At 70.6% G+C, this 26,705-nt stretch carries 21 protein-coding genes; 9 read left to right on the top strand and 12 right to left on the bottom strand.

Translation table 11 applies throughout. The features are described from left to right. Positions 1-86: 86 nt before the first annotated feature. The 9 genes from MLJ35_RS13765 to MLJ35_RS16035 form a co-directional block, all read right to left on the bottom strand. Positions 87-902: an NADH-quinone oxidoreductase subunit B family protein gene (locus MLJ35_RS13765; RefSeq protein WP_243384817.1), complete on the bottom strand. Its 816-nt coding sequence runs from the start codon at positions 900-902 to the stop codon at positions 87-89. Continuing rightward, positions 899-2,413 carry a hydrogenase large subunit gene (locus MLJ35_RS13770; RefSeq protein ID WP_243384818.1) on the bottom strand — a complete coding sequence of 505 codons (1,515 nt, stop codon included), beginning with the start codon at positions 2,411-2,413 and terminating at the stop codon, positions 899-901. Before MLJ35_RS13770 ends, MLJ35_RS13765 begins: the two co-directional genes overlap by 4 nt. Next, a complete protein-coding gene (locus MLJ35_RS13775; RefSeq protein ID WP_243384819.1) occupies positions 2,410-3,867 on the bottom strand; it encodes a proton-conducting transporter transmembrane domain-containing protein in 1,458 nt (485 codons plus the stop codon). Before MLJ35_RS13775 ends, MLJ35_RS13770 begins: the two co-directional genes overlap by 4 nt. A gap of 3 nt (positions 3,868-3,870) precedes the next feature. After that, entirely contained in the window at positions 3,871-4,506 is a 636-nt protein-coding gene (locus MLJ35_RS13780; protein WP_243384820.1) for a hypothetical protein, read from the bottom strand. A gap of 2 nt (positions 4,507-4,508) precedes the next feature. After that, entirely contained in the window at positions 4,509-5,411 is a 903-nt protein-coding gene (locus MLJ35_RS13785; RefSeq protein WP_420843046.1) for a respiratory chain complex I subunit 1 family protein, read from the bottom strand. A 25-nt stretch (positions 5,412-5,436) separates the two neighbouring features. Beyond that, positions 5,437-7,389: a proton-conducting transporter transmembrane domain-containing protein gene (locus MLJ35_RS13790; protein WP_243384822.1), complete on the bottom strand. Its 1,953-nt coding sequence runs from the start codon at positions 7,387-7,389 to the stop codon at positions 5,437-5,439. Then, positions 7,386-9,356, bottom strand: coding sequence for a proton-conducting transporter transmembrane domain-containing protein (locus MLJ35_RS13795; protein WP_243384823.1), 1,971 nt, complete (start codon positions 9,354-9,356; stop codon positions 7,386-7,388). Before MLJ35_RS13795 ends, MLJ35_RS13790 begins: the two co-directional genes overlap by 4 nt. Positions 9,357-9,576: 220 nt before the next feature. Next, positions 9,577-10,740 carry a DUF4382 domain-containing protein gene (locus MLJ35_RS13800; protein WP_243384824.1) on the bottom strand — a complete coding sequence of 388 codons (1,164 nt, stop codon included), beginning with the start codon at positions 10,738-10,740 and terminating at the stop codon, positions 9,577-9,579. Positions 10,741-10,874: 134 nt separating this feature from the next. Then, positions 10,875-13,364 carry a hypothetical protein gene (locus MLJ35_RS16035; protein WP_275976556.1) on the bottom strand — a complete coding sequence of 830 codons (2,490 nt, stop codon included), beginning with the start codon at positions 13,362-13,364 and terminating at the stop codon, positions 10,875-10,877. Between the two features lie 19 nt (positions 13,365-13,383). Between MLJ35_RS16035 and MLJ35_RS13810 the strand changes: the two genes are divergently transcribed. Beyond that, entirely contained in the window at positions 13,384-14,649 is a 1,266-nt protein-coding gene (locus tag MLJ35_RS13810; RefSeq protein ID WP_243384825.1) for a type II secretion system F family protein, read from the top strand. A gap of 206 nt (positions 14,650-14,855) precedes the next feature. Here MLJ35_RS13810 and MLJ35_RS13815 read toward each other — a convergent pair whose 3' ends face one another. From MLJ35_RS13815 to MLJ35_RS13825, 3 genes are read right to left on the bottom strand one after another with little or no spacing between them, the layout of a single operon-like run. Then, entirely contained in the window at positions 14,856-15,998 is a 1,143-nt protein-coding gene (locus MLJ35_RS13815) for a murein hydrolase activator EnvC family protein (RefSeq protein ID WP_243384826.1), read from the bottom strand. Between the two features lie 4 nt (positions 15,999-16,002). Next, positions 16,003-16,743 (bottom strand): hypothetical protein, encoded by a 741-nt coding sequence (locus MLJ35_RS13820; RefSeq protein ID WP_243384827.1) that lies wholly within the window; start codon positions 16,741-16,743, stop codon positions 16,003-16,005. A 45-nt stretch (positions 16,744-16,788) separates the two neighbouring features. Continuing rightward, the gene (locus tag MLJ35_RS13825; RefSeq protein ID WP_243323911.1) at positions 16,789-17,193 is read right to left on the bottom strand and encodes an arginine repressor; all 405 of its coding nucleotides are present in this window, start codon (positions 17,191-17,193) and stop codon (positions 16,789-16,791) included. 163 nt (positions 17,194-17,356) lie between these two features. On the opposite strand from MLJ35_RS13825, the gene MLJ35_RS13830 reads away from it, so the two are divergent. The 8 genes from MLJ35_RS13830 to argC all read left to right on the top strand — a co-directional run bounded on the left by MLJ35_RS13830 (position 17,357) and on the right by argC (position 26,641). Further along, positions 17,357-18,499 (top strand): aspartate aminotransferase family protein, encoded by a 1,143-nt coding sequence (locus MLJ35_RS13830; RefSeq protein WP_243384828.1) that lies wholly within the window; start codon positions 17,357-17,359, stop codon positions 18,497-18,499. A gap of 14 nt (positions 18,500-18,513) precedes the next feature. Next, the gene (locus tag MLJ35_RS13835; RefSeq protein ID WP_243384829.1) at positions 18,514-19,503 is read left to right on the top strand and encodes an N-acetylornithine carbamoyltransferase; all 990 of its coding nucleotides are present in this window, start codon (positions 18,514-18,516) and stop codon (positions 19,501-19,503) included. 188 nt (positions 19,504-19,691) lie between these two features. Beyond that, complete coding sequence (argB, locus tag MLJ35_RS13840) at positions 19,692-20,624, top strand: acetylglutamate kinase (RefSeq protein WP_243384830.1); 933 nt, start codon at positions 19,692-19,694, stop codon at positions 20,622-20,624. Beyond that, positions 20,621-21,682, top strand: coding sequence for a M20/M25/M40 family metallo-hydrolase (locus MLJ35_RS13845; protein WP_243384831.1), 1,062 nt, complete (start codon positions 20,621-20,623; stop codon positions 21,680-21,682). The genes argB and MLJ35_RS13845 overlap by 4 nt, the downstream gene beginning before the upstream one ends. Positions 21,683-21,702: 20 nt before the next feature. Then, positions 21,703-23,073 carry an argininosuccinate lyase gene (gene argH / locus MLJ35_RS13850; RefSeq protein ID WP_243384832.1) on the top strand — a complete coding sequence of 457 codons (1,371 nt, stop codon included), beginning with the start codon at positions 21,703-21,705 and terminating at the stop codon, positions 23,071-23,073. A gap of 124 nt (positions 23,074-23,197) precedes the next feature. Beyond that, the gene (gene argG, locus MLJ35_RS13855) at positions 23,198-24,385 is read left to right on the top strand and encodes an argininosuccinate synthase (protein ID WP_243384833.1); all 1,188 of its coding nucleotides are present in this window, start codon (positions 23,198-23,200) and stop codon (positions 24,383-24,385) included. An 89-nt stretch (positions 24,386-24,474) separates the two neighbouring features. After that, positions 24,475-25,527, top strand: a complete 1,053-nt coding sequence (locus MLJ35_RS13860; RefSeq protein ID WP_243384834.1) for a hypothetical protein — start codon at positions 24,475-24,477, stop codon at positions 25,525-25,527. 115 nt (positions 25,528-25,642) lie between these two features. Beyond that, on the top strand, positions 25,643-26,641 hold the full coding sequence (argC, locus tag MLJ35_RS13865) for an N-acetyl-gamma-glutamyl-phosphate reductase (RefSeq protein WP_243384835.1): 999 nt from the start codon (positions 25,643-25,645) through the stop codon (positions 26,639-26,641). The last annotated feature ends 64 nt before the right edge of the window (positions 26,642-26,705 follow it).

Genomic DNA, 26,705 nt, shown 5'->3' on the forward strand with positions numbered 1-26,705 from the left:
AACGCCTTCGCCATGGCCAAGTGGCAAGAATATGAATGTTTATACAAAATCATGAACGGCGATAAAAATCGGAGCCCGCCGAGTGCCTATTTTTGTGACGTTTCGTCCCCATCCAAAGGCGTAGTTCCATCTCGACCATTGGTTCCGATCCGCCCCAGCAGGCGGAGCAGGCCATCCAGGATGGTCAGCGGGTGCGGCGGGCAGCCGGGGATGAAGAGGTCCACGGGCACCACGCTCGCGGCGCCGCCGAGCTGCTCCTCCTGGCGGAAGAAGGGCCCGCCGCCGATGGCGCAGGCCCCCACGGCGATGACGAGCTTGGGCCCCGGGATGGCGTCGTAGGTCTTGCGGACGGCCAGCGCCATGTTCTTCGTCACGGGCCCGCAGAGGAGCAGGCCGTCGGCATGGCGCGGCGAGGCCACGTACTGGATGCCGAAGCGCCCCAGATCCCAGGCCAGGGTGCCCAGCACGTTCACGTCCACCTCGCAGCCGTTGCAGCCGCCGGCGCTCACCACCCGGAGCTTGAGCGAACGGCCGAAGAGCCGCTTCAGCTCCCCATCCAGGGCCGCCGCCAGGCGGTATTCCTCCGCCGGATCCGCCACCAGCTCCTCCCGGCGCCGGGTGGCGAGGCGGTGCTCCTGCGTGAATTCGATGGCGCCCTCGGGGCAGGCCTCGGCACAGTCGGGGCAGAAGAGGCAGCGGCCGAGATCCAGGCGCGGACCTGTGGGGCTGAGCGTGATGGCCTCGGTGGGACAGGCCTCCGCGCAGGCCCGGCACCCGTCTGGGCAGCGCTCTGGGTGGATCTGCGGACGCCCCCGAAACCGATCAGGCAGGGCGGGCAACGCCTTCGGATAGGGCAAGGTGCGGTACCCCTGGCGCCAGCGGGAGAGCAGGATGTGGATCATAGGTCGTGCCCGCAGTAGGAGAGGTTGAAGCTCTTGTTGCACAGGGGGAAGTCGGAGACCTGCTCGCCCCGGAGGGCCAGGGCCAGGCCGAACCAGTTGTGGAAGGAGGGATCCACGATCTTGTAGCGGGCGAAGCGGCCCTGGGCATCGGTCCAGGCCAGGTGCAGCACCTCGCCGCGCCAGCCCTCCGTGAGCGAGACGCACAGGTGCTCCGGGGCCCTCGGCGGCAGGGGCCGGGGTCCGGGGTCGGCTTCGCGTTCCGCCAGCGAGGCCAGGGCCGCGGCGAGGAAGCGCGAGCTCTCGCCCAGCTCCAGCCAGCGCACCCAGGCCCGGGAGTGCACGTTGCCGCTCTCGGCCTGTGCCACGGAGAGGGGGCGAGTCCCGTAGGGTCCGAACGGATGGTCGCGGCGCACATCCCGATCCAGGCCGCTGGCTCGCGCCGCCACGCCCACCAGCCCGATCTCGCGGGCCTGGTCCGGATCCACGCGGCCCGCCGCCTCGAAGCGGATCATCACGGAGGCGGCGCCCCAGAGCAGCTCCACCGCGTCCTCCGTGTCCGCCCAGGCTCGCTCCAGGCGCGGCCGCATGGCGGCGGCCCGCGCCGGCTCCAGGTCCTGCCGCAGGCCTCCGGGGCGCAGCCAGTCCCGGCCCAGGCGGCTGCCGCAGCCCTCGGCGCTCAGGTTCAGCCAGTCGCCGCGGATGCGCCCGCAGAAGGAGGCCGTGGGCAGGAAGCCCACATCGCCCGACAGGGCGCCGAGGTCGCCCACGTGGTTGGCGGCGCGCTCCAGCTCCAGGGCCACGCCCCGCACCAGGTCCACGCGCTCGGGTACCTGGACGTCCGCCAGGCCCTCCAGCAGGCGGCAGTAGGCCCAGGCGTGGGCGATGCTGCTGTCCCCGGCGGCGGTCTCCGCCTGCTTGAGGCTGAGGGGATGGGGCCCGCCGATCAGGGCCTTCTCCAGTCCCCGGTGCTGGTAGCCCAGGGCGATCTCCAGGTGGAAGACCCGCTCACCGTGGCACTGGAACCGGAAGTGGCCGGGCTCGATGACGCCCGCATGGACGGGCCCCACGGCCACCTCGTGGACCTCCTCGCCCTCCACGCGGTAGAAGTCCGCCACGCCGGGAATGGGCGCCCCGCCCCGGTTCCACGGATCCGGCGCGCCGGTCCAGGGGAGGTGGAAGCGCACGGGCTTCAGCCAGGGGTGGCCTTCGGGGACGATGCCGGTCTGCTCGGCGATCTCCCGCTCGAAGAGGTGGGCCTGGGGACAGTCCGGCGTGAGGGCGGGATAGCGGGGCGCGTCCAGCTTCGTGCGGAGGACGCGGAGCGCGTGCCCCGCATCGTCGGCGAGCACCGCCATGAGCTGCAGATCGAAGCCGGCGCACAGGCAGGCGAGGCGGTCCCCCTCCTGCACGCGCCGCAGGATGGCCTCGCGGAAGTCGCGGATGGGCAGGTCGGGCACCTCCCGCAGGGGCAGGCGCTGACCGTTGCGAAGGATCGGCAAGTCGAGGCTCATCGCCGCGCCTCCCTTCCGATGGAGGGAACGCCATCGACCGAAGCGCCCGCCTGGTCGAGCATGGCCTGGACGGGCCGGGGCAGCCAGATGCCCAGGACCAGGGCCAGGCCGAGCGCCACGATGAGGGGCGCCGTGGTGGCCGGCGCGTCCTTGTAGGGTGTGCGGACGCGCTGGGCGCTGGGCGTGCCGAAGACCACCTTCACCACCGTCTCGCTCATGGCGAGGAAGATGCCGCCCAGCAGGATGAGGAAGGCCGCGCCGCCCACCACATGGCCCGTACCCAGCGCGCCCGCGGCGATGCTGAACTCGCTGAGGAAGGGCGCGAAGGGTGGCATGCCCGTGATGGCCAGGAAGGCCAGGAGGAAGAGCCAGCCCGACACCGGCGTGCGGCGGAGGGCGCCGGTGACGAAGGGCAGCTGCTTGCTGGCGTAGCTGCGGTGGATGTTGCCCGCCGACAGGAAGAGCACGCTCTTCACCAGCGCGTTGGCCGCCAGATGGAAGAGGGCGAATTTCGCCGCCAGGCCCCCGATGCCGATGCCGAAGACGAGGATGCCCATGTGCTCGACGCTGGAGTAGGCGAGCATCCGCTTGATGTCTGTCTGCCGGATCATGAACACCAGGGCCCAGGCCATGGAGAGCATGCCGAAGGCCACCAGCAGCTCACGGGCGAAGGCCCCCTCCCCCGCCGCCGCCACCACGCCGTAGATCCGAAGCAACGCGAGGAACGCGCAGCTGGTGACGCCGCCGGCCAGGAGCGCGCCCACCAGGCCCGGGGTCTCGCCGTAGGCGTCCGGCTTCCAGGTGTGCAGGGGCGCCAGGCCCATCTTGGTGCCGTAGCCCACCAGCGTCAGCACGAAGCCCGCCCGCAGCCAGGGCCGCGACAGGAGCGAGGCGTTCTCCACGAGCCGCGTGTAGCGCAGCGGCTCCTCCAGCCCGCCCATGTGGGCCGCGTAGGCGATGAACAGGGTGCCCAGCAGGGCCAGGGCGATGCCCACGGAGCCGATGACCAGGTACTTCCAGGTGGCCTCCAGCGAGCGCCGGTTCTGGTTGAAGTAGATGAGGGGCGCGGTGACCAGGGTGGTGGTCTCCATGGCCACCCAGGCGATGCCCGGGTGGCGGGCCTGGGCCAGCAGCGAAGCCAGGCCCAGGAACCCCAGGAGGCAGGTGGAGAGCACGCGGTGGTCGCGGTCCGGGCGCAGGGCCAGGTAGGCCGGGGCGTAGAAGGCGCAGATGCAGAAGAGGAGGCTGATGACCAGCAGCACCCAGCCGCCCAGGGCGTCGAGGCCGAACCAGGCGGTGGCCGGCAGGGCCCGCCACCCCGCCAGCGCCACGAGCAGGATGCCTAGATGGAGGACGCCCACGGCCGGAAGGATCCAGGCGCGGAGGGCGGGAGACGACACGGCGAAGGCCAGGGCCGCGGCCAGGAGGGGGACGAGGATGAGCAGCCAGGCCATGGGTCAGTCCTTCAGCTCGGCCAGGTGCCGGGTGTCGGTGGAGTCGAAGGCCACGCGGATGTGGTTGATGACGATGCCCATCACGAAGATGCCCACGAAGAGGTCGAGCAGGATCCCGGCCTCCACCAGGACCGGCATGTCCTCCACCAGCAGGAGGCCGAAGAGGTAGATGCCGTTCTCCAACACCAGGTAGCCCACCACCTGCATGAGGGCCTTCCGTCGCGACACCAGCAGCAGGAAGCCCGTGAACAGCGTCGCCAGCGAGGCCGGCACCATCAACACATACTCCGTGCCCGGCTTGAGCGGCAGGTTGTGGGCCAGGAGCAGGCTGAGGCCCGTGCCCAGCGCGCACAGCAGGAGCGACACGGTGTAGCCGATGGTGGGATCCACCTCGCGCTTGATCTGCACCTGCTTCAGGGCGCGGCGGAACAGGAAGGGAATGAGCCAGCCCTTCACCGTGACCGCCGCGACGGCGAGCAGGACGATGTGGAAGTGGCGGCCCAGGCCCATGGCCAGCGGCATCAGGCCCAGCAGCACGCCCTGGAGCACGGCGAACTGGATGGCCTTGGCCACGCGGCTGGTGGCCACGAGGCTGAAGTTGGACAGCATGGTGAGGGCGATGAGCAGGTCGGGCAGCATGACTACACCAGCATCAGGAGGAAGGCGAAGGCGGTGGCCAGCACGCCGGCCACGAGGAACTGGGGGACCTTCGTCATGCGGAAGCGGGCCATGGAGCTCTCCACCACGCCCACGGCCACGGCCAGGCCCGCCAGGGCCGCATAAAACGCCAGCCAGTTCTGCCAGGCGTGGGGCGCCCGAGGAAGGGCCGGCGTGAGGATGAGGGTGCCCAGCACCAGGAGCTTGAGGCTGGCGCCGTAGAGCACCAGGGCGAAGGGCCGACCCGAGTGGTCGAGCACCATCACCTCGTGGATCATGGTGAGCTCCAGGTGGGTGTTGGGATCGTCCACGGGGATGCGCGAATTCTCGGCCAGGTAGACGATCACCCAGCCCGCGAGGATGAGGATCAGGGGCCCCGTGAACCGCGCCGTGAGGCTGCCCGGGAAGGCCAGCATGGTGCTCAGCGAGAGGCTGGACGTCGCCTTGGCCAGGGCGGCGAAGCCCAGGAAGAGGGCGGGTTCCGCCAGGGCCGAGAAGGTCGCCTCCCGCGCCGCGCCCATGCCCTCGAAGCTGGAGCCCGTGTCCAGGGCCGAGAGGATCGTGAGAAAGCGGGCCAGCCCGAAGAGGTAGGCGAAGAGGATGACGTCGCCCTCGAAGGAGACCGGCGCGGGTGTGTGGCCGAAGGGGACGAGGCAGGAGGCCACCAGGCCCGCGGCCACGCCCCCCACGGGACCGGCGAGGAACACCCACGTGGTGGTGCGGCTGAAGACAGCCCGCTTGCGGGCGAGCTTGGCCAGGTCGTAGTAGAGCTGGAGCACCGGTGGCCCCTGCCGGCCGGCCATCAGGGCCTTGGTCTTGGCGATGAGGCCGGGCAGCAGGGGCGGCAGCAGCAGCACGGTGAGCCCGTGCAGCAAGAACTGGAGCATCGTCGGAAGAAGGGATCGGAGCATGTCAGGCCACCATCCAGACCAGGAGCGCGAGCAGGGTGAGCAGGACGTAGAGCAGGTAGACGGGCAGCGCCCCGCCCTGGGCCACGCGGAGGAGGCCGGCGCCCCGCACGATGAGCTGGAGCGCGGGCGAGGCCGTGCGATCCAGGACCGGATCCGGCACCTGGCTTTCGTACCGCGCCAGCCGAGGGAACCAGCCCGCGATGCGGGGCAGGTGCGCCACGGGGCGCAGGGCCCAGCGGAGACCCCGGGTCAGGCCGTCCGCGAAGGAGGAGGCGGTGTACTGCATCCGCGCGTCCGCTGCCGCATAGCCGCAGTCCCAGGTGGGCAGGTCCCTTCCCTGCGGCACCAGACGGAGCCAGCGCCCGAGCAGGAGGGCCAGGAGCCCCAGGATCACGGCCGCCCAGGTGAGCATGCGCAGAGGGGCCAGCACAGCAAGCGCCTCGCCGCCTGGCGCTGCACCCATGACATCAGCCACCCGTCCCAGGGCGGGCGCCAAAAAGACCGGGGCCACGCCGATGGCCAGGCAGGCCAGGGCCAGCAGGCCCATGGGCAGGAGCATGGTGCGTGGCGCTTCCACCGCCTGTGCCACCGACCGGGTCCGCGGCAGCCCCAGGAAGACCGCCCCGAAGGCTTTGGCGAAGCAGGCCAGGGCCAGGGCCCCGATGAGGGCCAGGGACACGAGGGTCACCAGCGGCCAGGTTTGCCGTCCCAGCCCGAGCTGGAGTCCGAGCCCCCGGAACGCCCCCAGGTAGATCAGCCACTCGCTGACGAAGCCGTTGAGGGGCGGCAGCCCGCAGATGGCCCAGGACCCGGCCAGGAACGCGGCGGACGTCCAGGGCATCGTCCGCCCCAGGCCGCCCAGGCGCTCCAGGTCTCGGGTACCCGTGGCGCGCAGCACGGATCCCGCCGACAGGAACAGCAGACCCTTGAACAGGCTGTGGTTCACCACGTGGAGCAGGGCCCCGGCATAGCCCAGGGTCTGCATCGCGGGATGACCCGTGGCCTTGCCCAGGGTGCCCAGCCCCAGGCCCAGCAGGATGATCCCGATGTTCTCGATGGAGTGGTAGGCCAGCAGGCGCTTCAGGTCGTGCTGGCCAAGGGCGAAGGCCACCCCGAGGATGCCGGACAGGGCGCCCAGCCCCACCAGCATCCCGCCCCACCAGGCTGGCGGGTCAGGCACCCAGGAGAGGAAGCGCACGATCCCCAGGATGCCCATCTTGAGCAGCACGCCCGACATCAGCGCGGAGACATGGCTGGGAGCGGCGGCGTGGGCCGGCGGCAGCCAGAAATGCAGCGGCAGGGCGCCCGTCTTGAAGCCGAAACCCAGCAGGAACAGCGCGAAGAGGGCCGTGCCCCCGCGGGTGGCCGCCAGTCCCGCCGGAAGCGCGGCGAAGGTCGAATGACCCTGGACCTTGGCCAGCAGCGCGAAAGCCGCGAACAGGAACAGGGTGCCCGTATGGGTGGCGGCCAGGTAGATCCAGCCCGCCCGGTGGGTCTCGGGCTCGCGGTCTTCGGCCATCACCAGCACGAAGGCGGCGATGGCCATGCCCTCCCAGGCCAGCAGGAAGGTCAGGGCGTGGGACGCCATCACCAGCATCAGCAGCGAGGCCGTCAGGAGCCCGTAGACCAGGCGCAGGATCGGCGTGTGGCCCCGGTGGCCCTCCCAGTAGCCCAGGCTGTAGAGCCCTCCGCAGAACGAGAGCAGCAGCACCGGAATGGAGAAGAAGGCCGCGAGCGGATCCAGCACCAGGAGCCCCGGCGATCCCAGCGCCGCCGTGCGGAGCAGGAGGGTCCCGCCGGTCCCGCCGGCGAGCACGGGCAGGGCGGCCGTCAGGCCCAGGACCGCCGCCAGGCCCAGCAGGCCCGCGGCCGCCTCCCCGCCCCGCCGCCGCAGGAACAGCCCCGGCACGCCGGAGACCGCCGCGACCAGCAGGGCGAGGAGGCAGAGGCTCATCCCAGCAGCCTCCCCCTCAGCAGCATCCAGAGGAAGGTTCCCAGGAGGGTCAGCAGCACGTAGAGGAGGTAGACCGGGAGGTGACCCTGCTGGAAGCGTCGAAACCGGAGCAGGCGCTCCGCCACCCGGACCACCCGCGGTTCCAGGAACACCTCGCCCACCGGGTCCCGGAAGGCCTGGCGGAAAGAGGCCCCGGCGGGGAACAGCCCCCGGAAGCGCGGCCTCCGTGCGCGCAGGCCCGGCTGGACCGGGGCCCAGGCATCCGCGAAGGAACTGCCGGTGTACTGGGCCCTTGCCACGGGCGCGGCATAGCCGCAGTCCCACGTGGGAAGGTCCGCCTCCGGCGCGTCGGCCTGTCGGTGGAGCCAGGCGAGGCCCACCCCGACGAGGGCCAGAAGCCCCAGCTCCACCCCGGCCAGCAGGCGGAGGTCCACGCGGAGGCCCACAGCCAGCGGCGCCGGCGGCCAGGGTGTCCCAGGCACCACCGCGGCGATCACCCGGTCCAGCAGGGGCAGCAGCAGGAAGGCCCCCAGGCCCACTGCCAGGCAGAGCCCCGCCAGGACGGCCATGGGCAGCAGCATGGAGGCGGCGGGGTCGTGGGCGTGATCCGCAAGCCCACTCCGGGGCGAGCCCAGGAACAGGGTGCCGAAGAACCGGGCGAAGGCCACGGCCGCCATCCCTCCCACCAGGGCCAGGGCCACCAGGCCCAGGGCTGAGGACCAGGGATAGCCCCGGCCCAGGGAGGCGAAGAGGCCCCGGTAGAGGAACCACTCGCTGAGGAAGGCATTGAAGGGCGGCAGGGCCGCCACCGCCAGCACGGCCGGGAAGACGGCCAGGGCCGTGCGGGGCATCCGCCGCGCCAGGCCGCCCAGCGCCTCCATGTCCCGGGTGCCCGTGGCGTGCAGCAGGGCCCCGGCTCCGTAGAAGAGGAGGCTCTTGAACACCGCATGGTTCCACACGTGGAAGACCGCCCCGCCGAAACCCAGGGCCATGAGCCAGGGATCGTGGGTGGCCCGGCCCGTCCAGCCCAGGCCCACGCCCATGGCGATGATCCCGAGATTCTCAATGCTGGAGTAGGCCAGCAGCCGCTTGTAGTCGCGCTGGGCCAGCGCGTTCCCCACCCCGTAGAGGGCGGTGAGGGCGCCCAGGGCCAAGAGCATCCCGCCCACGCCCCGGGGGATGTCCGGCAGCAGGCTCGACACGCGGAGAATGCCGTAGATGCCTGTCTTGAGCATCACCGCCGAAAGGATCGCGGAGACGTGGCTGGGGGCGCTGGCATGGGCCGAAGGCAGCCAGAAATGCAGGGGGAGCACGCCCATCTTGAACCCGAAGCCCGCCACCGCCAGCAGGAGGATGCCGCCTTCGAACCAGGGCGAGGTGGCGGTGGGGAGCACCGTCCACAGCAGCCCGCCGGAACGCTGGGCCAGCAGGATCACCATCGCGGTCAGGAGCAGGGTGCCCGTGTGGGTGCAGGCCAGGTAGACCCAGCTGGCGCGGCGGACCTCCGGCTTCTCGTGCTCGGTGCCCACCAGGAAGAAGGCGGACACGGCCATCAGCTCCCAGGCCACCAGGAACACCAGGCCGTGGCGGGCCAGGAAGAGCAGGGTCATGGCCGCCACCAGCAGGCCGTAGAAGAAGCGCAGGGAGCGGCCCGAGCCCCAGGCCAGCTGCAACGGCCAGTAGCGCTGCCCATAGATCAGGCCCAGCCCACCCACCAGGTGGAGGGGCAGCAGGAAGGCCGCGGACAGGGCATCCAGCTCCAGGCGGGCCGGGAAGCCCCAGACCCGGAAGTCCAGACCCGAGACCGCCCCCCCGAGCAGGAGGTGGAGCGCCGCGCCCAGGGCCAGGAGGCTGCCCGCGAGGCCGAGGCCCGTGGCCAGGCGTTCCGGCGCGCGCGGCACGGCCGAGATCAGGGCCCCCGCGAACCAGCACCCGGTGGACGCGAGGACCAAGGCCACATCCAGCATCTGCACGCTCCGGGTTCAGGAAACGAGCCCGGCGGCTCAGGTTTTGGCTGGGGCACCCGGATGGGGGCTCGTCATCAGATGGGCCGGGGTCGGTTGGGCCCATGCTACTCCCAAGCCGGGCGTGTCTTCAAAACCGATGCGGCCCCTGCCTCCCACCCGCGGGCAAGGCAAGGCCCGGAGACCCCGTGTCCGCGGGCCTCCGGGCCTTGAGGCGGGGGGATCAGAGCCCCAGGTTCACCGTCGTCGTCGTGCTCGCGGTCACGGTGGCCGGCTGCACGGTCGAGGTGGTCGTGGTGGTGGTGCCATCCAGGTTCAAGGTGTTCCGCACGGCCTGGACACTGTAGGCCCCGACCGGAACGGTGGTGAAGTCGTAGGTCTCCGTGGAGGTGCCCACGACGGCCATGGTGGTGCGCACGATGAAGCTGAAGCTGCCCGAGGACGTCACCAGCGACTGGAGCAGGTTCACCTGGTCGCTCTGGCTGCTGGTGGCCAGCGGCGTGAGGCCGCCGGACACGGTGCCCGTGGAGGCGTTCGCGGTGAAGGCCGCGCTGTAGGTGAACACGGGGGTCGAGGCCGTCAGGGCGAAGGCCTCGCTGGCCTTGGCGTCATAGGCCTGCGGGGTCGTGGTCCCCACCAGCGGGTGGCTCACCACGTAGTAGGTCGTGCCCACCGGCAGCAGGTCCAGGGTGTAGGCGCCATTGGCGTCCGTCACGGTGCTGCGGGCGATCCGGGCGTTCCCGGAGCCGTCCAGGGTCTCGGCATAGACCGTCACGCCGGGCAGGCCCGTGGAGGTGGCGGCGTCCGTCAAGGTGCCCTGGATGGAGCCCGTGGCGATCTTGTCGAAGGCCCAGATGGTGGGACGCAGGATGTACTGGCCGGACATCCCGGCCTGCACCACCTGGATGGAGTGGGCGGCGTCGAAATCGATCCAGACATCCTTCGTGGTCCCGGCCGCCACATCGAAGTTCACGATCAGCTTGATGCCGCTCTGCATGCCCGAAGGCACCTTCAGGGGCTGGACGGATCCGTCGGCCAGCTTGACGGTGTTGCCGGAGCCAAGCACCAGCCGCATCTGGCTGTAGTGGCCCGCGGGCAGGGTCGCGCCGGTGACCAGCGTCTCCTCCACGCCGCCCACGAGGCCCAGCAGGTTGATGGTCTTGTTGGGCGTGCCCAGGGTGATCCAGGTGCCGTTGCTGTTGATCTCCACGGACTGGATGTTGACGTTGATCTCCTGGTAGCCGGAGATGGGTCCGTCCACCAGATGCACGTTCATGCTTCCGCTGGCGACATTGCCGCCGCTGCCCGAGCCAGAGCTGCTGCACGCCAGCAGGAAGGCGAGGCCCAGACCGGCCAGCGTCAGGAAGGTTGCGCGCCATTTCAGCATGGTCACCTCCGATCTCATGCCCCGGATAAGGACATCAGGACAGCCATCATGGTCCCGGAGGGGGCGGCCCGCAATTTAAAAAACGAGTTTTAAGGCCAATCAAATAAAGATATAGATCTTTGGGTCTAACTTTCTTAGAACACCCTGAGCAGAGCGACGTACCCGTTCACGGTGCGGACGCCCGCGATGTCGCTCTGCACGCCCACGCCCAGATCCACGCGCACGGCGGTGAAGAGCCAGAAGCCCGGCAGGTCCCCTGTGACGCCGACGCCGCCCATGCCGTAGGTCTTCTGGTCGTCGAGGCTGCGGGCCCGGGCGTACTCGAGGCTGAGGGACAGGCGCAGGTTGGGCCCCGTGGGGATGGCGAGGGCCGTCTTGGCGTAGGAGAGCCGGTCCGCCGTGATGGCGTTGGCCCGGATGCCCGCGATGCGAACCACGCCGCCCAGACCGCCCACATCCAGCGCCTTGAAGCGATCGAAGGCGCGACCCGAGGCCCACCCGGCCTCGCCGTGGAACCAGAGCCCGGGCGACAGCTCGCGATCCAGGCCCAGGCTGCCGCCCCAGCGGCGGAAATCGCCCCCGTCGGGAACCTCCTGGAGATCCGCGGCCAGGCCGTAGGTACCCTCGGGACGGCGGCCCCAGCCGTGGTAGGCCCGCACCTGGAAGCCCCGGAAGAGCCAGGAGCCCTGGAGGGTGCCGAGGCGGGTCAGGCCCGAGGGCGGCAGCTGGTAGCCCGGCGTGCGGTACTTGCTGTCCCCCTCGCTGAAGTCGTCGTACTCGAAGTCGCCGCGGCCCTCCAGGCGGAAGCCCAGGCCCAGGTCCCGCCCCAGCTCCAGGCCCATCTTCCCGAAGCGGCGGCCCACGCCGTCCCGGTCCGAGAGCCGCCCGTTCACCACGGGACGCTCCGTGCCCTTGAGGAGCAGGGCCGTGGCATCGGCGCTCACGTCGAAGCTGCCCAGGCCCCGGGGGATGGCCAGGCTGGCGGTGTTGAAGAGGATCGCCGTGAGGGCGTTGAGCTGCACGCCCTTCCCGAAGGCGTTGTAGTCGAAGTAGAGGAGGCCGCCCAGGGGCGCCACCGGCGGCGTGAGGCCGGGGTCCGCCAGCACCACCGCGGCCAGGGCGCGGCCGCTGCTCTTGGGCTTCTCCTCGATCTTCCGCGTGCCGTCGCCCTGCCTGGTGAAGTAGCGGGCCCCCTCGGGCGTCACCTTGAGCATGGTGGCTCCCGAGGCCCGAGCCGCGGCGCGCGCCGCCTCGAAGCCCTCGCCGTTCACCTGGAAGTCGCGGTAGGTGAAGCGGCGCTGCACCTGCACCACGCCGCCGGCGCTCACCCAGCGCTCGAAGGTCTGCACCGAGACGGGCCGCCACAGGCCCGGCGCCGCCTCGCCGTAGGTGAGGATCTCCCGCTCGCTCTTCACGGTGCCCGGCAGGTCCGTACGCTCCCGCCGCTCCACGAGAATCCGCCCGGTGGCCTCCTCCACCTCCAGGTCCCCGGCATACAGCAGGGGATCCGCGTCCACCGGCTCGAAGCGCAGCCGCCGCCGACCAGGGCCCGCGGCGCCGGCGTCCCGGTAGCGGTAACGCTCGGTCATGCCGAGGGCCACGGGCAGGGACATGGACTGGCGGCTTTCGATGAGGGGCAGCTGCACCTCACCGTCGAGCTTGGCGGTGACGCCGTTGAAGCGGACGGCCTTCTGGAGCAGCTCCGGCCATTCTCCGGCCTGCTCGAAGTAGCCGAAGCTGAAGCCCAGGTCTCCGCCCCGCCCGGAGGGCGTCTGGAGGTGCAGATCCAGCTCCGCCTTGGCCTGGACGGTCCGCGCCATGGCGCGGGACCGGAGCTGGGCCGCCCGCACCTTGGCCAGCAGGGCCCCCACGTCGTAGGCCTCGGCGGCGCTGACGGCCACCTCCGTGCGGTCCTTGGGCAGGGGCACCGACGACCAGGCGCCGCCCGCGAAGGTCCAGCGGCGCATGGCCCCGGCGCGGTTCCGCAGGGTGAGGTCCCCGAGCCCGCCCTCCACGTCCGTGAAGCCCGCGGGCAGAGTCTCCGCCAGCCGGGCCCCGGGGCCGCCGGCGGGCACCACCACCCGCCCCCCGTCGCCCATGAGGACGGAGACCAGGGCGCCGGGGTCCGAGGGCAGCCAGAGGGTCCAGGGCCGGCCCGGGAAGCTGTCCTGGGCCCGGGTGAGCTGCGCCCGCCACTTCGCCGGGTCCAGGTTCAGGTCCGCGGGCACCAGGGCGCCGCCATCGACGGCCCCCCAGGCGGTCTCGTCCAGAAGGGGCGCGGCCTCGGGATCGAAGGCCACGTAAAGGCGCTGGGTCGGCGACTGGGCCTTGAGGGCCTGGGCCGCCGCCAGCAGGAGGGGAAGCCGCCCTTCACCGGAGGGCAGGCGCAGCCGCACGGCGGAGGCCTCCTTCAGGCCCGCCACCAGGGCGGTCCAGCGCTGCCGGGCCGCCTCCACCTGGGTCGCGTCCCGGTTGTCCCGGGGCACCAGGAGCGACCCGTCCACGGCGCGCAGATCCAGGATCGCCGGTTCCGCCACACCCGTGCGCAGGGGCGCCGAGGCCGGCGCCTGGGCTGCCAGGGTGAAGGTCAGGATAGGCAGCGCAAGAAGCGGGCGAAACGGCACGAGGCCTCCGGAGGATTCCATGAGGCTATCCGGTCGGGGGCGGAGCCTCCAGACTCCGGACTTCCTTTCCCGCTATCCTCAAAGCTCCCAGGTGCCCATGCGATTCACGGTCCGGCTCACGCACTCCAATGGCGACGTCCTCGTGCGGGACTTCGAGGCGGAGAGCGTCGATGCGCTGCGGGCCCGCGTGCTGGCCGAGGGCGGCTTCCCCCTCGAGATCACCCGCACGGACACCGCCTTCCGCAGCCGCACCCAGCTCAAGACCGAATCCCTGGTGCTCTTCAACCAGGAGCTGCTGGCCCTGCTGAAGGCCGGCATCCCCCTGCTGCAGTCGCTGGAGCTGCTGGTGGGCCACGGCAAGGATCCCCAGCTGCGCCGCGCCCTGGCCCACGTGGTGGAGCTGGTGCGGGAGGGCATGTCCTTCTCCGACGCCCTGGAGCAGGCCGGGGCCTTCCCGCCGGTCTACCGAAGCAACGTGGTGGCGGGCGAGCGCAGCGGCACCCTGCCGGAGGTTCTGGCCCGCTGGCTGTCCTTCCAGAAGTTCGCGCAGAGCAGCCGCCGGCGCATCATCGAGGCCCTCTTCTATCCCGCCTTCCTGGTGCTGGTGCTCATCCTGGCCCTGGGCGTGATCTTCAACGTGGTGCTGCCGCGCTTCGCGGAGTTCTACGCCGGCGGCGACATCGAGATGCCCCTCGTCACCCGGATCCTGCTGGGCATGGGCAAGGTGGTCAGCTCCACCCTCTGGCTCCAGGGCATCCTCCTCGCGGGGCTCGCGGTGCTCATCCGCTGGATGGCGGCCTCGGAAGCCGGGCGCAAGCTGGCGGAGCGCCTCCTGCTCCTGCTGCCCAAGGTCGGCACCCTCTACCGCATGTACCACTCCAGCGTGTTCTCGCGCACCCTGGGCGTGCTGCTCTCCGGCGGCCTGCCGGTGGTGCAGGCCCTGGAGGTCGTGCAGCGCACCAGCCCCAGCGAGCGCCTGAAGGGGGGCCTGGCCGTGGTCACCGAGAAGGTGCGCGCCGGCAGCAGCCTGCACCTGGCCCTGGAGCAGGCGAAGATCCTGGACCCCCTGGCCGTGGAGATGGTGCGCGTGGGCGAGCAGAGCAGCGCCCTGCCCGAGATGCTGGACCACGTGGCCGACTTCTTCGACCAGGAAGTGGAGAAGGCCACCACCGCCGTCACCAGCCTCATCGGCCCCGTGCTCATCCTCTTCATGGGCGTCGTCGTCCTCGCCCTCCTGCTGGCCATCTACGTGCCGCTCTTCAACGCCAGCAACGTGGTGCGCTAAGTATCCTCCGGGGGTTCCGCGCTGCGCGCACACCCCCGGACCCCCGCGCTCGGCACGGCAAGGCCCTGCCTCGCTTTAGATCTTCCACGCCCGGCCGAACCTACCGCACGACAGGATGAGAAAGCGGATCCCCGGCTCAGCCGAGGATCCGCGCGGGGGCCCGGGGGTGTTCGCGCAGCGGAGCGGAGCGTGGAACCCCCGGATCCTCACCGATACTTCGACTTCAGCCACTTCTGCGGGTCCTGCGGCTGCGCCTGGTGGCGGATCTCGAAGCCCAGGCGGGGGCCGTCCACGGTGTCGCCCACGGCGCCCACCCGCTCGCCGGCCTTGAGCACCTGGTCCTTGGCCACCTGCAGGCCCTGGAGGTGGGTGTAGAGGGTGAACCAGCCGCCGCCGTGCTCGAGGATGACCATGGGGCCGTAGCTCTGGTAGTAGTCCGCGTAGACCACCTTGCCGTCGGCCACCGCCGCCACCGGAGCGCCGCTGGCCGCCGCGATGAGCAGGCCGCTCTGCACGGTCTTGGTGTGGAAGCGGGGATGCAGGTGCTCACCGAAGCTCTGGGCCAGGGAGCCCTCCACGGGCTGGGGCAGGCTGCCGTGCAGGGAGGCGAAGGCCACGGCGGATTCGAAGACCTCGCCCTTGGGCTTGGCCAGCAGACCCGCCAGCAGGCGCTCCAGCTGGATGGCCTCTTCCGCGAGCTCCGCCTGGACCTGCCGCTGGGCCGTCTCGTCCCTCTGCAGGCCGTCGAGGAAGCTGTTGAGCTTGTCCTCCTGCAGGCGCAGCGCCGCCTGGAGCTGGGCGGCCTCCTGCTCCTCCCGGGCCAGCCGCGCGAGCACCTCCCTGAGGGACTTCTCCTTGGCGGCGAGGTCGCCCTGCAGGCGGTGGATCTGGTCCAGGCGCTTGCGCTCCTGCAGCCGCGCCCAGGCCAGGAGGCGGCCGCGCTCCAGCCAGGCGTCGGGGTCCTTGAAGGTGGTGTAGACCCCCAGGTCGCCCAGGGGCCCCAGCGCCTGCATCCAGCGCACCTGCTTGCGGAGGTCGCCCTGGAGCTTCAGCACCTCGCCCTGGATGCGGGCCTGCTCGCGGCCGATGATCTGGACTTCGCTCTGGGCCTGGTCCCGGCGCAGCCGCGCGCCGTCCACCTGGGCCTTGGCCCGGTCGCGCTGGAGCGCGATGCCCTGCATCTCCACCAGCACGCCCTTGCGCCGCTTCTTCAAGGCCTCCAGCTGCTGGTCCACCTGGCCCAGGCGCCCCTGGATGGCCGCCAGTTTCTGGCGCAGCTCCGCCGGATTCTGGGTCCCCTGGGCCGCCAGCACCGGCGGCAGGAGCAGCAATCCGACGGCGGGGCGCATCCGCTTACTTCCGCCCCCCGGCCGGCAGCAGCATGGCCAGCGTGCCCAGCACCAGCGGGCCGCCGATGGACAGGGGCAGCGCCAGCGGCGAGAAGGGGTCCGAGGGGAGCTGAGCCATGGGCAGCAGCCGCACGAAGATCTCCAGCACCTTCACCTGGCCCGCGCTCCAGCCCAGGTCCTGGCCGAAGTCCAGGAAGAAGCTCAGGCGCGGACCCAGCTCGCGGAGCAGCAGCGTGAGCAGCAGGGCCAGGCCGGCGCTGGACTTCAGGAGCCGCGACAGGAGCACCGCCCACAGCAGCATCTGGAGGCCCAGCAGGAGGCCGTGGAGGTCCGCCCGCAGCAGCTCCGGCGGCCAGGCCTGGCCGATGAGCCGCCAGCTCAAGGCCCACACGGGGAGCAGCGCCACCTGGGAGAGGAACAGCCCGTGGGCAAAGCCCAGGCCCGTGCCCGCGAAGAAGCCCTTGAGCCGTTCGCCGCGGGAGGCCGCCGCAGTCCACTGGCTCACGGGACCGAAGGCGCCCAGCAGCACCACCAGGGACACCAGCCAGTACATGACGCCCTGCAGGCCGCCCAGCGCGTAGTCCTTCAGCGAGTCCGCCCCCAGGGGGACCGCCGTGCCGAAGACCACCACCTGCGACCCGTCCGGTCCCTGCTGGCCCCGGATCGCCATGAACACCAGCCCCGCGAGGAACAGGCAGACCAGCGTCCAGCCAATGCGCAGCTTCGAACTTCCGAAACGGTCCATGCGAACTCCCAGACGGTCAGGAGGTCAGTCTAGCGGCTGAAGCCCCTACCGCGCCGCTACCACCCGCGCGAGGTGGGCCTTCACCTCAGCCAGGCGCTCCGGCAGCACGGCCACGAAGACCGTGTCGTCACCGGCCAGCGTGCCCATCTGGCCGGGAACGGGATCGGCGTCGAGGCTGAGGCCCAGGGCCTGGGCGAATCCGGGCGCGGTGCGCAGCACCAGCAGGTTGGGCGGAACCTCGGTCAGGGTGACGTCCGGAAGAACCTGGGTGGCGGCCTCCACCCGGCGGTAGCGGCCCTGGACCTTCTGAACTCCCAGGCGCTTGAGGCGCCGGGACAGGGTGGACTGGGTGAGCTCGTGGCCCTCGGCGGACAGCTTCTCCAGCAGGTCCGTCTGGTCCGCGATGGGGTGGGCCTCCAGCAGCCGGAGGATGAGCTGATCCAAATCCATGCACGGATGTTGCATGAAATTGCATGGAATAGCAAGAAATTTACCGAGCCTATCCTCAAAAGTCCTGAAATAGTTCTTGCTTCACGGAATTCATTCTGTGCATATTATGCAATTGATTGCATGGTTATGCATCCCCATGCGCGCATATGCACAGGATCTCCGCATGCTGCCCAGCCCCGCCGTCCCCGCCCTCCTGCCCACCTACGCCCCCTACCCCTTCCCGCTGGTGAAGGGCGAGGGCGACCGGGTCTTCGACGACCGGGGCCAGGCCTGGTGGGACTTCTACGGCGGCCACTGCGTGTGCGCCACGGGCCACAGCCACCCCAAGGTGGTGAAGGCCGTGGCCGACCAGGCCGCCTCGCTGCTCTTCTATTCCGCCGCCGCGGCCCTGCCTGTGCGGGACGCCGCCGCCGCGAAGATCACCGCCTTCTCGGGCATGGACTCGGTCTTCTTCTGCAACAGCGGCGCCGAGGCCAACGAGAACGCGCTCAAGGTCGCGCTGCTGCTCACGGGCCGCAAGACGCTCGGCGCCTTCGACGGCGGGTGGCACGGGCGGACCACCCTGGCCCTCTCGGTGACCGACGACCCCAAGATCACCCAGCCCTTCGCGGACAGCCTCACCCCCTGCCTGCGCCTGCCCTTCGGCGATCTGGCGGCCCTCGACACGGCGGACTTCTCGGACGTGGCCGGTGTCATCCTCGAGCCCATCCAGAGCATGGCCGGCATCAAGACCGCCTCCCGCGAGTGGTTCCGTGCGCTCCGCGCCAAGTGCGACGCTTCGGGCACCCTGCTCATCTTTGACGAGATCCAGACCGGCATGGGCCGCATGGGCACCCCCTTCGCCGCCCAGTTCTACGGTGTGCGGCCCGACCTCATGACCTCCGCCAAGGGCCTCGCCTCCGGGGTGCCCATGGGGGCGCTCCTCATGACCGCCGCCGTGGCCTCCAAGCTCAAGGGCGGCGACCTGGGCAGCACCTTCGGCGGCGGCCCCCTGGCCTGCGCGGCCCTGCTGGCCACGGTGGACGTCATCGAGACAGAAGGGCTGATGGCGCGGGCTTCCGAAGCCGCCGAGCAGCTTCGGAAGGAGCTGAAGGGATCTGTGGTCGAGGCCATCCAGGGCGAGGGGCTGCTCCTCGGCCTCCGCACGCCCCACGCCGCGGCCCTCAAGAAGCACCTGATGGCCCAGCACATCCTCCTGGGCGGCTCCGGCGATCCCCAGGTGCTGCGCCTCATGCCGCCCCTCAACGTCAGCGGCGAGGCCCTCGAGGCCCTCGTCGCCGCCATCCAGTCCTTCGCCAAGCCCTGAATCCGGGAGCCGACATGAAGCACTTCACCCGCATCGCCGACCTGGGTCCCGCCGGAGTGGCGGAGATCCTCAAGACCGCCGCGGCCTGGAAGAAGGAGCGCCCCGGCGCCATCTTCGCGGACCGCATCCTGGGCATGGTCTTCTTCAACCCCAGCCTGCGGACCCGGGCCAGCTTCGAGGCGGCCATGCTGCGCCACGGCGGCCACGCCATCGTGCTCGAAGTGGGCGCCGGCACCTGGAAGCTGGAGGACCGGGACGGCGCGGTGATGGACCAGGACCGGGCCGAGCACGTGCGCGAGGGCGTGCCCGTGCTGGGCCGGTACGCCGACGCCCTGGCCGTGCGGACCTTCAGCCACGGCGACGGCGACGACGTCGATGAGCTGGACCCCGTCATCAACGCCTTCCGGCGCTTCTCCACCGTGCCCGTGCTGAGCATGGAGAGCGCCCGGGAGCACCCGCACCAGGGCCTTGCCGACCTCCTCACCATCCAGGAGGCCCACGGCACCACGAAGGTGCCCGTGACCCTCACCTGGGCGCCCCACATGAAGCCCCTGCCCAAGGCCGTGCCCAACTCCTTCCTGCTGACGGCCGCGGCCTGCGGGGCGGAGATCCGCGTGGCCCACCCCAAGGGCTACGAGCTGGCGCCGGAAGTGCGCGCCGAGGCGGAGAAGTACGCGGCGGCCACCGGCGGCAAGGTCATCTACACGACCGACCAGGACGCCGCCCTGGAGGGCAGCGCCGCCGTCTACGCCAAGGCCTGGGGCCCCTCCACCACCTCGGGCCTGGAGGCCGCGCCCATGGCCGACCTCTCGACCTGGATGCCCACCGCCGCCCACATGCAGAAGGCCGCGAAGGAGGCCATCTTCACCCACTGCCTGCCCGTGCGCCGGAACCTGGAAGTCCACGACAGCGTCCTCGACGGCCCCTGGAGCCGTGTCGTGGACGAGGCCGAGAATCGCTTCCACGTGCAGCGGGCCGCCATCGACCACTTGCTGAATCGTTGAGGCCAGCACCTGTCTGGCGCTCCCAAAGAATCACAACCAAGACACCAAGAACTGCAACAGCCTTGGCTCCCCCATTTTTCTTGGTGTCTTCTCGGTATCGGCGCTGCCGATACACAAGGCCAAAAGACATCTGGTGCCTTGGTGGTTTTCATTGCTCTCTTCTTCACGCTGATGCCTCCGGAGTTCCCATGCCGCTCTCCCCCAATCCCTACGCCGCCCTCAAGGAAGCCTCCCGCTATGTCCGCCTGTTCCGCGGCAAGACCTTCGTGGTGAAGGTGGGCGGCGAGGTCCTCGCCGAGCCCAAGATCCGCAAGGCCTTCTGCGAGCAGATCGCCCTGCTGTGGTCCTTCTCCATCCGGGTGGTGGTGGTGCATGGCGGCGGCGCGGAACTGGACGCCGTCTGCGAGGCCATGGACATCCCGGTGCAGAAGGTGGCGGGCCGGCGGGTGACGAGCCCCGAGGTGCTGGACGCCGCCAAGATGGTCTTCGCAGGCCAGGTGCACATGGACCTGCTGGCGGAGCTGCAGGCCGCGGGTGTCCCTGCCGTGGGCCTCACGGGCCTCGATGCCGGCCTGCTGAAGGCCACCAGGCGCCCCCCCGTGCCCGTGGTGCCCGACGGCGCCACCGAGCCCCAGCTGGTGGACTACGGCCTGGTGGGCGATATCGACGCCGTGGATCCCCATGTGCTCAGCCACCTGCTCGAAGGAGGCTTCGTGCCGGTGGTGGCGCCGCTTTCCGGGGGGGAAGACGGCGCCATTTACAACACCAACGCGGACACCATTGCCGCCAGCCTGGCCACGGCCCTGGGCGCCGAGAAGCTGTTCTTCCTGCTCTCCGTGCCGGGCCTGCTGAAGGACGTCAAAAAGGCCTCGTCCCTCATCCCCCACGCCACCCTGGAAGAGCTGTCGACCTTCGAGGCCAAGGGCATCATCAGCGGGGGCATGCGGCCCAAGCTGGCCGCGGTGAAGTCCGCCCTCCAGGGCGGCGTCTCCAGCGCTCACCTGGTGAGCGGCGTCGCGCCGGACGCCCTGCTGGCGGAGATCTTCACCAACGAGGGCAGCGGGACGATGATCGTGGCGGGGATCGCCTCCGGCGCCGCCCCGGCCGGGACCAAGCCATGAGCCCCGCGGAGCTGCTCACGCTCCTGGTGGGCACGCCCAGCGTGTCCGGCGAGGAAGGTCCCCTCGCGGACCTGGTGCAGAACCTCGTCTCCACGCAGGGCTTCGAAGTCCGGCGCCAGGGGAACAACCTCTGGTTCTCCTTCGGGAAGAAGGGCGGGGCCCGGCTCCTGCTCAATTCGCACCTGGACACCGTGCCCCCCAGCGCCGGCTGGGAAGGCGACCCCTTCACGCCCGTCTGGCATGGCTCCCGCCTCCAGGGCCTGGGCGCCAACGACGCCAAGGGCTGCGTGGCCGCCATCCTGCTCTCGGCCTTCGAGCTGTCGAAGCAGGATCTCGGCGGCGAGGTGGTGGTGGCCCTCACGGCCGAGGAGGAGACCGGGGGCCAGGGCATCGCCACCATCCTCGACCCGCTCGGTCTCTTCGAGGGTGCGGTGGTGGGCGAGCCCACGGGACTGCGGATCTGCGCCGCCCAGCGGGGCATGCTGCTGCTCAAGTGCACGGCCCGGGGCCAGAGCGGACACGTGGCCAACGCCCAGATGCTGGGCGCCGAGAACGCCATCCACAAGGCCGCCCGGGACATCGCCAAGGTGGCCGCCATGGACTTCCCGGCCCATCCGCTGCTGGGCAGCCAGAAGGCCCAGGTCACCCAGATCAGCGGCGGCCTGCGCCGCAATCAGGTGCCCGACGCCTGCGAGTTCTTCATCGACCTCCGCACGGGCCCGGACCAGGACCACGACGCCTTGTGCGCCGACTTCCAGCGGCAGCTGGAGAGCGAGGTCGCCATCCACTCCAAGCGCTACCTGCCCAAGGGCACAGATCCGGGCCACGCCATCGTCCGCGCCGCCCTCCAGGCCGCGAAGAAGGCAGGTCCCGTGGGCTCCGGCACCACGTCCGACTGGGCCTTCCTTGGCGGCATCCCGGCGGTGAAGGCCGGCCCCGGCGACACCTTCCGCAGCCACAGCCCCAACGAGTACCTGACCATCCAGGAACTCGAGGCCGGCGCGGACTTCTATGCCAAGCTCGTCCCCGCGTTCTTCAAGATGCAGGTGCAGCCATGAGGCCGGACCCTAGATCCCGGATGGCGCATGCGCCATCTGGGGAAGCCACCACCCTCTGGGCGAAGGACATTCCCCTTGACGCGGCCATCCACCGCTTCACCGTGGGCGAGGATCCCGAGACAGACCTGGCCCTCCTGGCCTGGGACGCCCTGGGCAGCGCCGCCCACGCGAAGATGCTGGCCGCCACGGGCCTCATCCCCGAAGCCGATGCCGTCTCGCTGGTCCGCGGCCTGCGCCGCATCGCCAACCTGGCCAAGCAAGGGGCCTTCCCCATCCCGCCCCACATGGAGGACGGCCACACGGCCATCGAGGCGGACCTCACCCGGCACCTGGGCCCCGCGGGCGGGCGCATCCACCTGGCCCGCTCCCGCAACGACCAGGTGATCCTGGCCCTGCGCCTCTACCTGCGGGACAAGCTGGTGCGCCTGGGACTCCGGGTGGCGGACCTGGCGGAGGGCTTCCTGGCCTTCGCGAAGGCCCACCAGGACACGCCCCTGCCGGGCTACACCCACCTGCGCCGGGCCATGCCCAGCACCTTCGGCCTCTGGGCCACGGCCTTCGCCGAGGGGCTGCTGGAAGAGCTGGAGGCGCTGCAGGGCGTGTACGGCCGCCTGGACCGCTGCCCCCTGGGATCGGCCGCGGGATTTGGCGTGCCCCTGCCCATCGACCGGTCGCTCACGGCGAAGCTGCTGGGCTTCTCGAAGGTGCAGCGCAGCCCCATCGATGTGCAGAACAGCCGGGGCCGCCACGAGGCTGCCGTGCTGCAGTGGGCCGCCTCCGTGGGCGGCGTGCTGGAGAAGTTCCTGTGGGACGTCTCCCTCTACAGCACCGAGGAGTTCGGCTTCCTCAAGCTGCCGGACGCCTTCACCACCGGCTCGAGCATCATGCCCCAGAAGAAGAACCCCGATGTCGTCGAGCTGGCGCGCGGCCGCTGCCGGGAACTGCGGGGCGCCGCGGGCCTGGTGGAGCAGCTGGCCTCGGGCCTGCCTTCCAGCTACCACCGGGACTTCCAGCTGCTGAAGCAGCCGCTGATCACCACCCTGCGGCACGCCGAGGACCTCTTCACGGTGCTGACGCCCCTGCTGCCCGCCCTCCAGGTGAAGGCCGAGGCCGCCGCAGACGCCTCCAGCGACGAGCTCTACGCCGCCCACCAGGCCTACGTCCTCGTGCAGGGCGGCCTGCCCTTCCGCGAGGCCTACCGCAAGGTGGCCCAGCAGATCCAGGACGGCACCTTCGCCCCGGACCGCACGGCCCTCACCGCCACCCACCTGGGCGGCGCCGGCAACCTGGCCCTGGACGCCCTCCAAGCCGACCTCACCACCGCCCGAGGGTGGATCGAGGCCAAGCAGAACCTCCATGCCCAGGCGGAGGCTTCGCTATGGGCAGGCTAGACACCATCGCTTCTGTTGATTCACCGCAGAGAACGCGGAGAGCGCAGAGGAAAACCTGTCTTTCTCTGCGTTCTCTGCGTTCTCCGCGGTTGGCGTGTTTCTTTCCCACCCTGAAAGGTCTCCCATGAGCAAGCTCGCGGTCCTCGCGTTCTCCGGCGGTCTCGACACCTCCTTCTGCGTGCTCTACCTCAAGGAGCAGGGCTATGACGTGGCCACGGTCACCGTGAACACGGGCGGCTTTTCTCCGGAGGAGCTGGCCCGCATCGAGGCCGCCTCGCCGAAGCTGGGCGCCGTGAGCCACACCACGGTGGACGCCCGGGCCGGGCTCTTCGACGGCTACCTGCGCTACCTGGTCTACGGCAATGTGCTGCGGGGCCAGATGTACCCGCTGTCCGTGTCGGCCGAGCGGGTCTGCCAGGCCAAGGCCGTGGCGGAGCTGGCCAAGGACATGGGCGCCGCCGCCATCGCCCACGGCTCCACCGGCGCCGGCAACGACCAGGTGCGCTTCGACGTGGCCTTCCGGGCTCTGGCGCCCGAGCTGGGCCTGCTCACCCCCATCCGCGACCTGGCCCTCTCCCGGACCGAGGAGATGGCCTACTGCGCCGACCGGGGCGTGATCTTCCCCCCGAAGACGAAGGACTACTCCATCAACGAGGGCATGTGGGGCACCAGCGTGGGCGGACGGGAGACCCTCGACCCATGGACCTCCCTGCCCGAGGCGGCCTTCCCCGGCGGCGTCATCGGCAGCCTGCCGCCCAAGCCGCTCGTCATCGGCTTCGAGCAGGGCGTGCCCGTCTCCCTGGACGGCAACAGCATGGACCCCGTCACCCTCATTGCCCAGCTCAACGCCGTGGGCCGGCCCTACGGCATCGGCCGGGGCGTGCACCTGGGCGACACCATCCTGGGCATCAAGGGTCGCGTGGGCTTCGAGGCCCCGGCCGCGCACCTGCTCATCGGCGCCCACCGGGAGCTGGAGAAGCTGGTGCTCAGCGGCAAGCAGCTCTTCTGGAAGGAGAGCCTCGGCAACCTCTACGGAAGCCTCCTGCACGAAGGCCACTTCTTCGACCCCCTGGCCCGCGATCTCGAGGCCTTCCTCGCCTCCAGCCAGGACCGCGTGAGTGGCGAGGTGCGCCTCACCTTGCACCCCCGCGCCTTCGTGGTGGAGGGCGTGCAGTCCCCCTACTCCCTGATGGACCCCCGCATCGCCACCTACGGCGAGGCCAACAAGCTCTGGACCGGCGCGGAAGCGGCGGGCTTCGCGAAGCTCTTCGGCGTCCAGCAGGTCCTGACGTTGAACGCCAAAAGCAACTGATCACCACCAAGACACCAAGGCACCAAGAACTGCAAAAGCCTTTGTCTTTACTTGGTGCCTTGGTGGTGAATCTTTCTTAGGAAGGCCCCATGAGAATCCATGTGGACAAGCTCGCCTCGGTCACCCGCAACCTGCGGCTGGGCCGGACCCTCACCCTCGGGCCGGAGATCCTCCTGGAGGAGGGTTCGGTCATCGCCTGCCGCATCCGCGGCGAGAAGACCACCTACAACCAGCTGGAGGATCCCCACGGGCGCATGAGCACCCTGCATGACGGGGACATCGTCGTGGGGGCGCTGGGCCACCGCAACGCGCTGCAGGGCTACGAGGGCGTCATGCCCGAGTCCCTGAAGCCCGGCGACACAGTGAATCTGCTCAACATGGGCGGCGTGCTCGGCACGTGCCTCTCCCACAATCCCGACGTGGGCAAGCCCTTCGAGCTGGAGGTGCTGGGCCAGGTGCTCGTCTTCCCCGAGTTCCAGTCCCGGGCCGGCCAGCCCGCCCACATCCGCATGGGCGCCCTCAAGGGCACCAGCCTCTCGCCCCACTGCCCCGTGGTCTACGTGGCGGGCACCTGCATGAACGCGGGCAAGACCGCCGCCGCCTGCGCCGCCATCCGCGTGCTCAGCCGGGCGGGCTACCGCGTGGGCGGCTGCAAGCTCACGGGCGTCTCGCTCATGCGCGACGCCCTGGCCATGCGCGACTATGGCGCCGAAGTCGCCCTGGACTTCACGGACGCCGGCAGCGTCTGCACGGACGCCGGCTCCGCCGCCGCCATGTCGCGCATCATCTTCTCGGAGCTGGCGACCCACGGCGTGGACGTCATCGTGGCGGAGACCGGGGACGGCATCATGGGCGAGTACGGCGTCCAGTCCATCCTGTCGGACCCCGACCTGAAGGCCCTGGGCGGCGCCTTCCTCCTCTGCGCCAATGACCCCGTGGGCGCGGCGGGCGGCGTGCAGTACCTGAAGTCCGCCTTCGGCATCCAGACGGACCTGGTGGCCGGCCCCGCCACGGACAACCGCGTGGGCGAGCGCTTCGTGGCCACCCTCGGCCTCCCCGCCCGCAACGCCCGCGCCGACGCCGACGCCCTCGGCAAGTTCGTCCTCGGCCTCGTCGAGCCCAAGATCTCGGCGAAGGTCTAATAACCATTAACCGCAGAGAGCGCAGAGATCGCAGAGGGAAAGAACAGGCCATTCGTTGCAGTTCTCTGCGCCCTCTGCGTTCTCTGCGGTTAGATTTCTTGTCCCAGGACCTCCCATGACCTCAGTCGATGTCCTCATCCTCGGCGCGTCGGGCTACGGCGGGGGGGAGCTGCTGCGGTGGCTCTCGAACCATCCGGCGGTGGCCTCCCTGCGCGGCACGGCCCGCAGCCACGCGGGCAAGCCCTTCCACGCCCAGCACCCCAACCTGCGGGGGCTGGTGGAGGGCAGCTTCGAAGCCACACCCGATTGGGCGGCGCTCGCGAAGAGTGCGAACCCGGTCCTCTTCTCGGCCCTGCCTCACGGCGAGCTGGGGAAGCTCTGGCCGGAGATCGAGGCGGCGGGGAAGGATCACGACCTCCTGAAGCGCCTCCTCGTCATCGACCTCTCCACGGACTTCCGCCTGGATCCCGCCTGGGTCTACGGCCTGGTGGACTGGAAGCCCGAGCGCATGAAGGGCGCCCGGCGCATCGCCAACCCAGGCTGCTTCGCCACGGCCCTGCAGCTGGCCCTGCTGCCGCTCGCCGCGTGGAAGCCCGCCTTCGTGGCCGTCACCGCGGCCACGGGCTCCTCGGGATCGGGCGCCGCGCCCAGCGAGACCACCCACCATCCGACGCGCGCCGCGGACTTCCGCGCCTACAAAATGCTCAGCCACCAGCACGAGGCCGAGGTGCTGCGCACCCTGGCGGCGGAAGGCTGGGAGGCGCCCCTCAGCTTCGTGCCCCAGAGCGCGCCCATGGTGCGGGGGATCTTCGCCACGGCCCAGTTCCCGCTTCCGGCAGGCGTGGATGCCGCCGCGCTCAGGGCCCACTACGAGGCCTTCTACCGGGACCGCTTCTTCGTGCGGGTGGTGGACGGCTCGCCCCGGGTGGCGGCCACCACGGGGAGCGCCTTCGCGGACATCGCCGTGGCGGCCAGGGGCGGCCACGGCGCCGTGATGGTGGCCCTGGACAACCTCGGCAAGGGCATGGCGGCCCAGGCCGTGCAGAACCTCAACCTGGCCCTGGGACTGCCGGAGTGGACCGGGCTGAAGGTGGCGGGGGGCTACCCGGGCTGAACGCGACAGGCCGCAAAGATTTATTCGCCACCGATTTCGGTGATTGCAGTGATGAAAGAGGATG

This window comes from Geothrix alkalitolerans (genome assembly GCF_022808885.1).
GTDB classification, from domain to species: domain Bacteria; phylum Acidobacteriota; class Holophagae; order Holophagales; family Holophagaceae; genus Geothrix; species Geothrix alkalitolerans.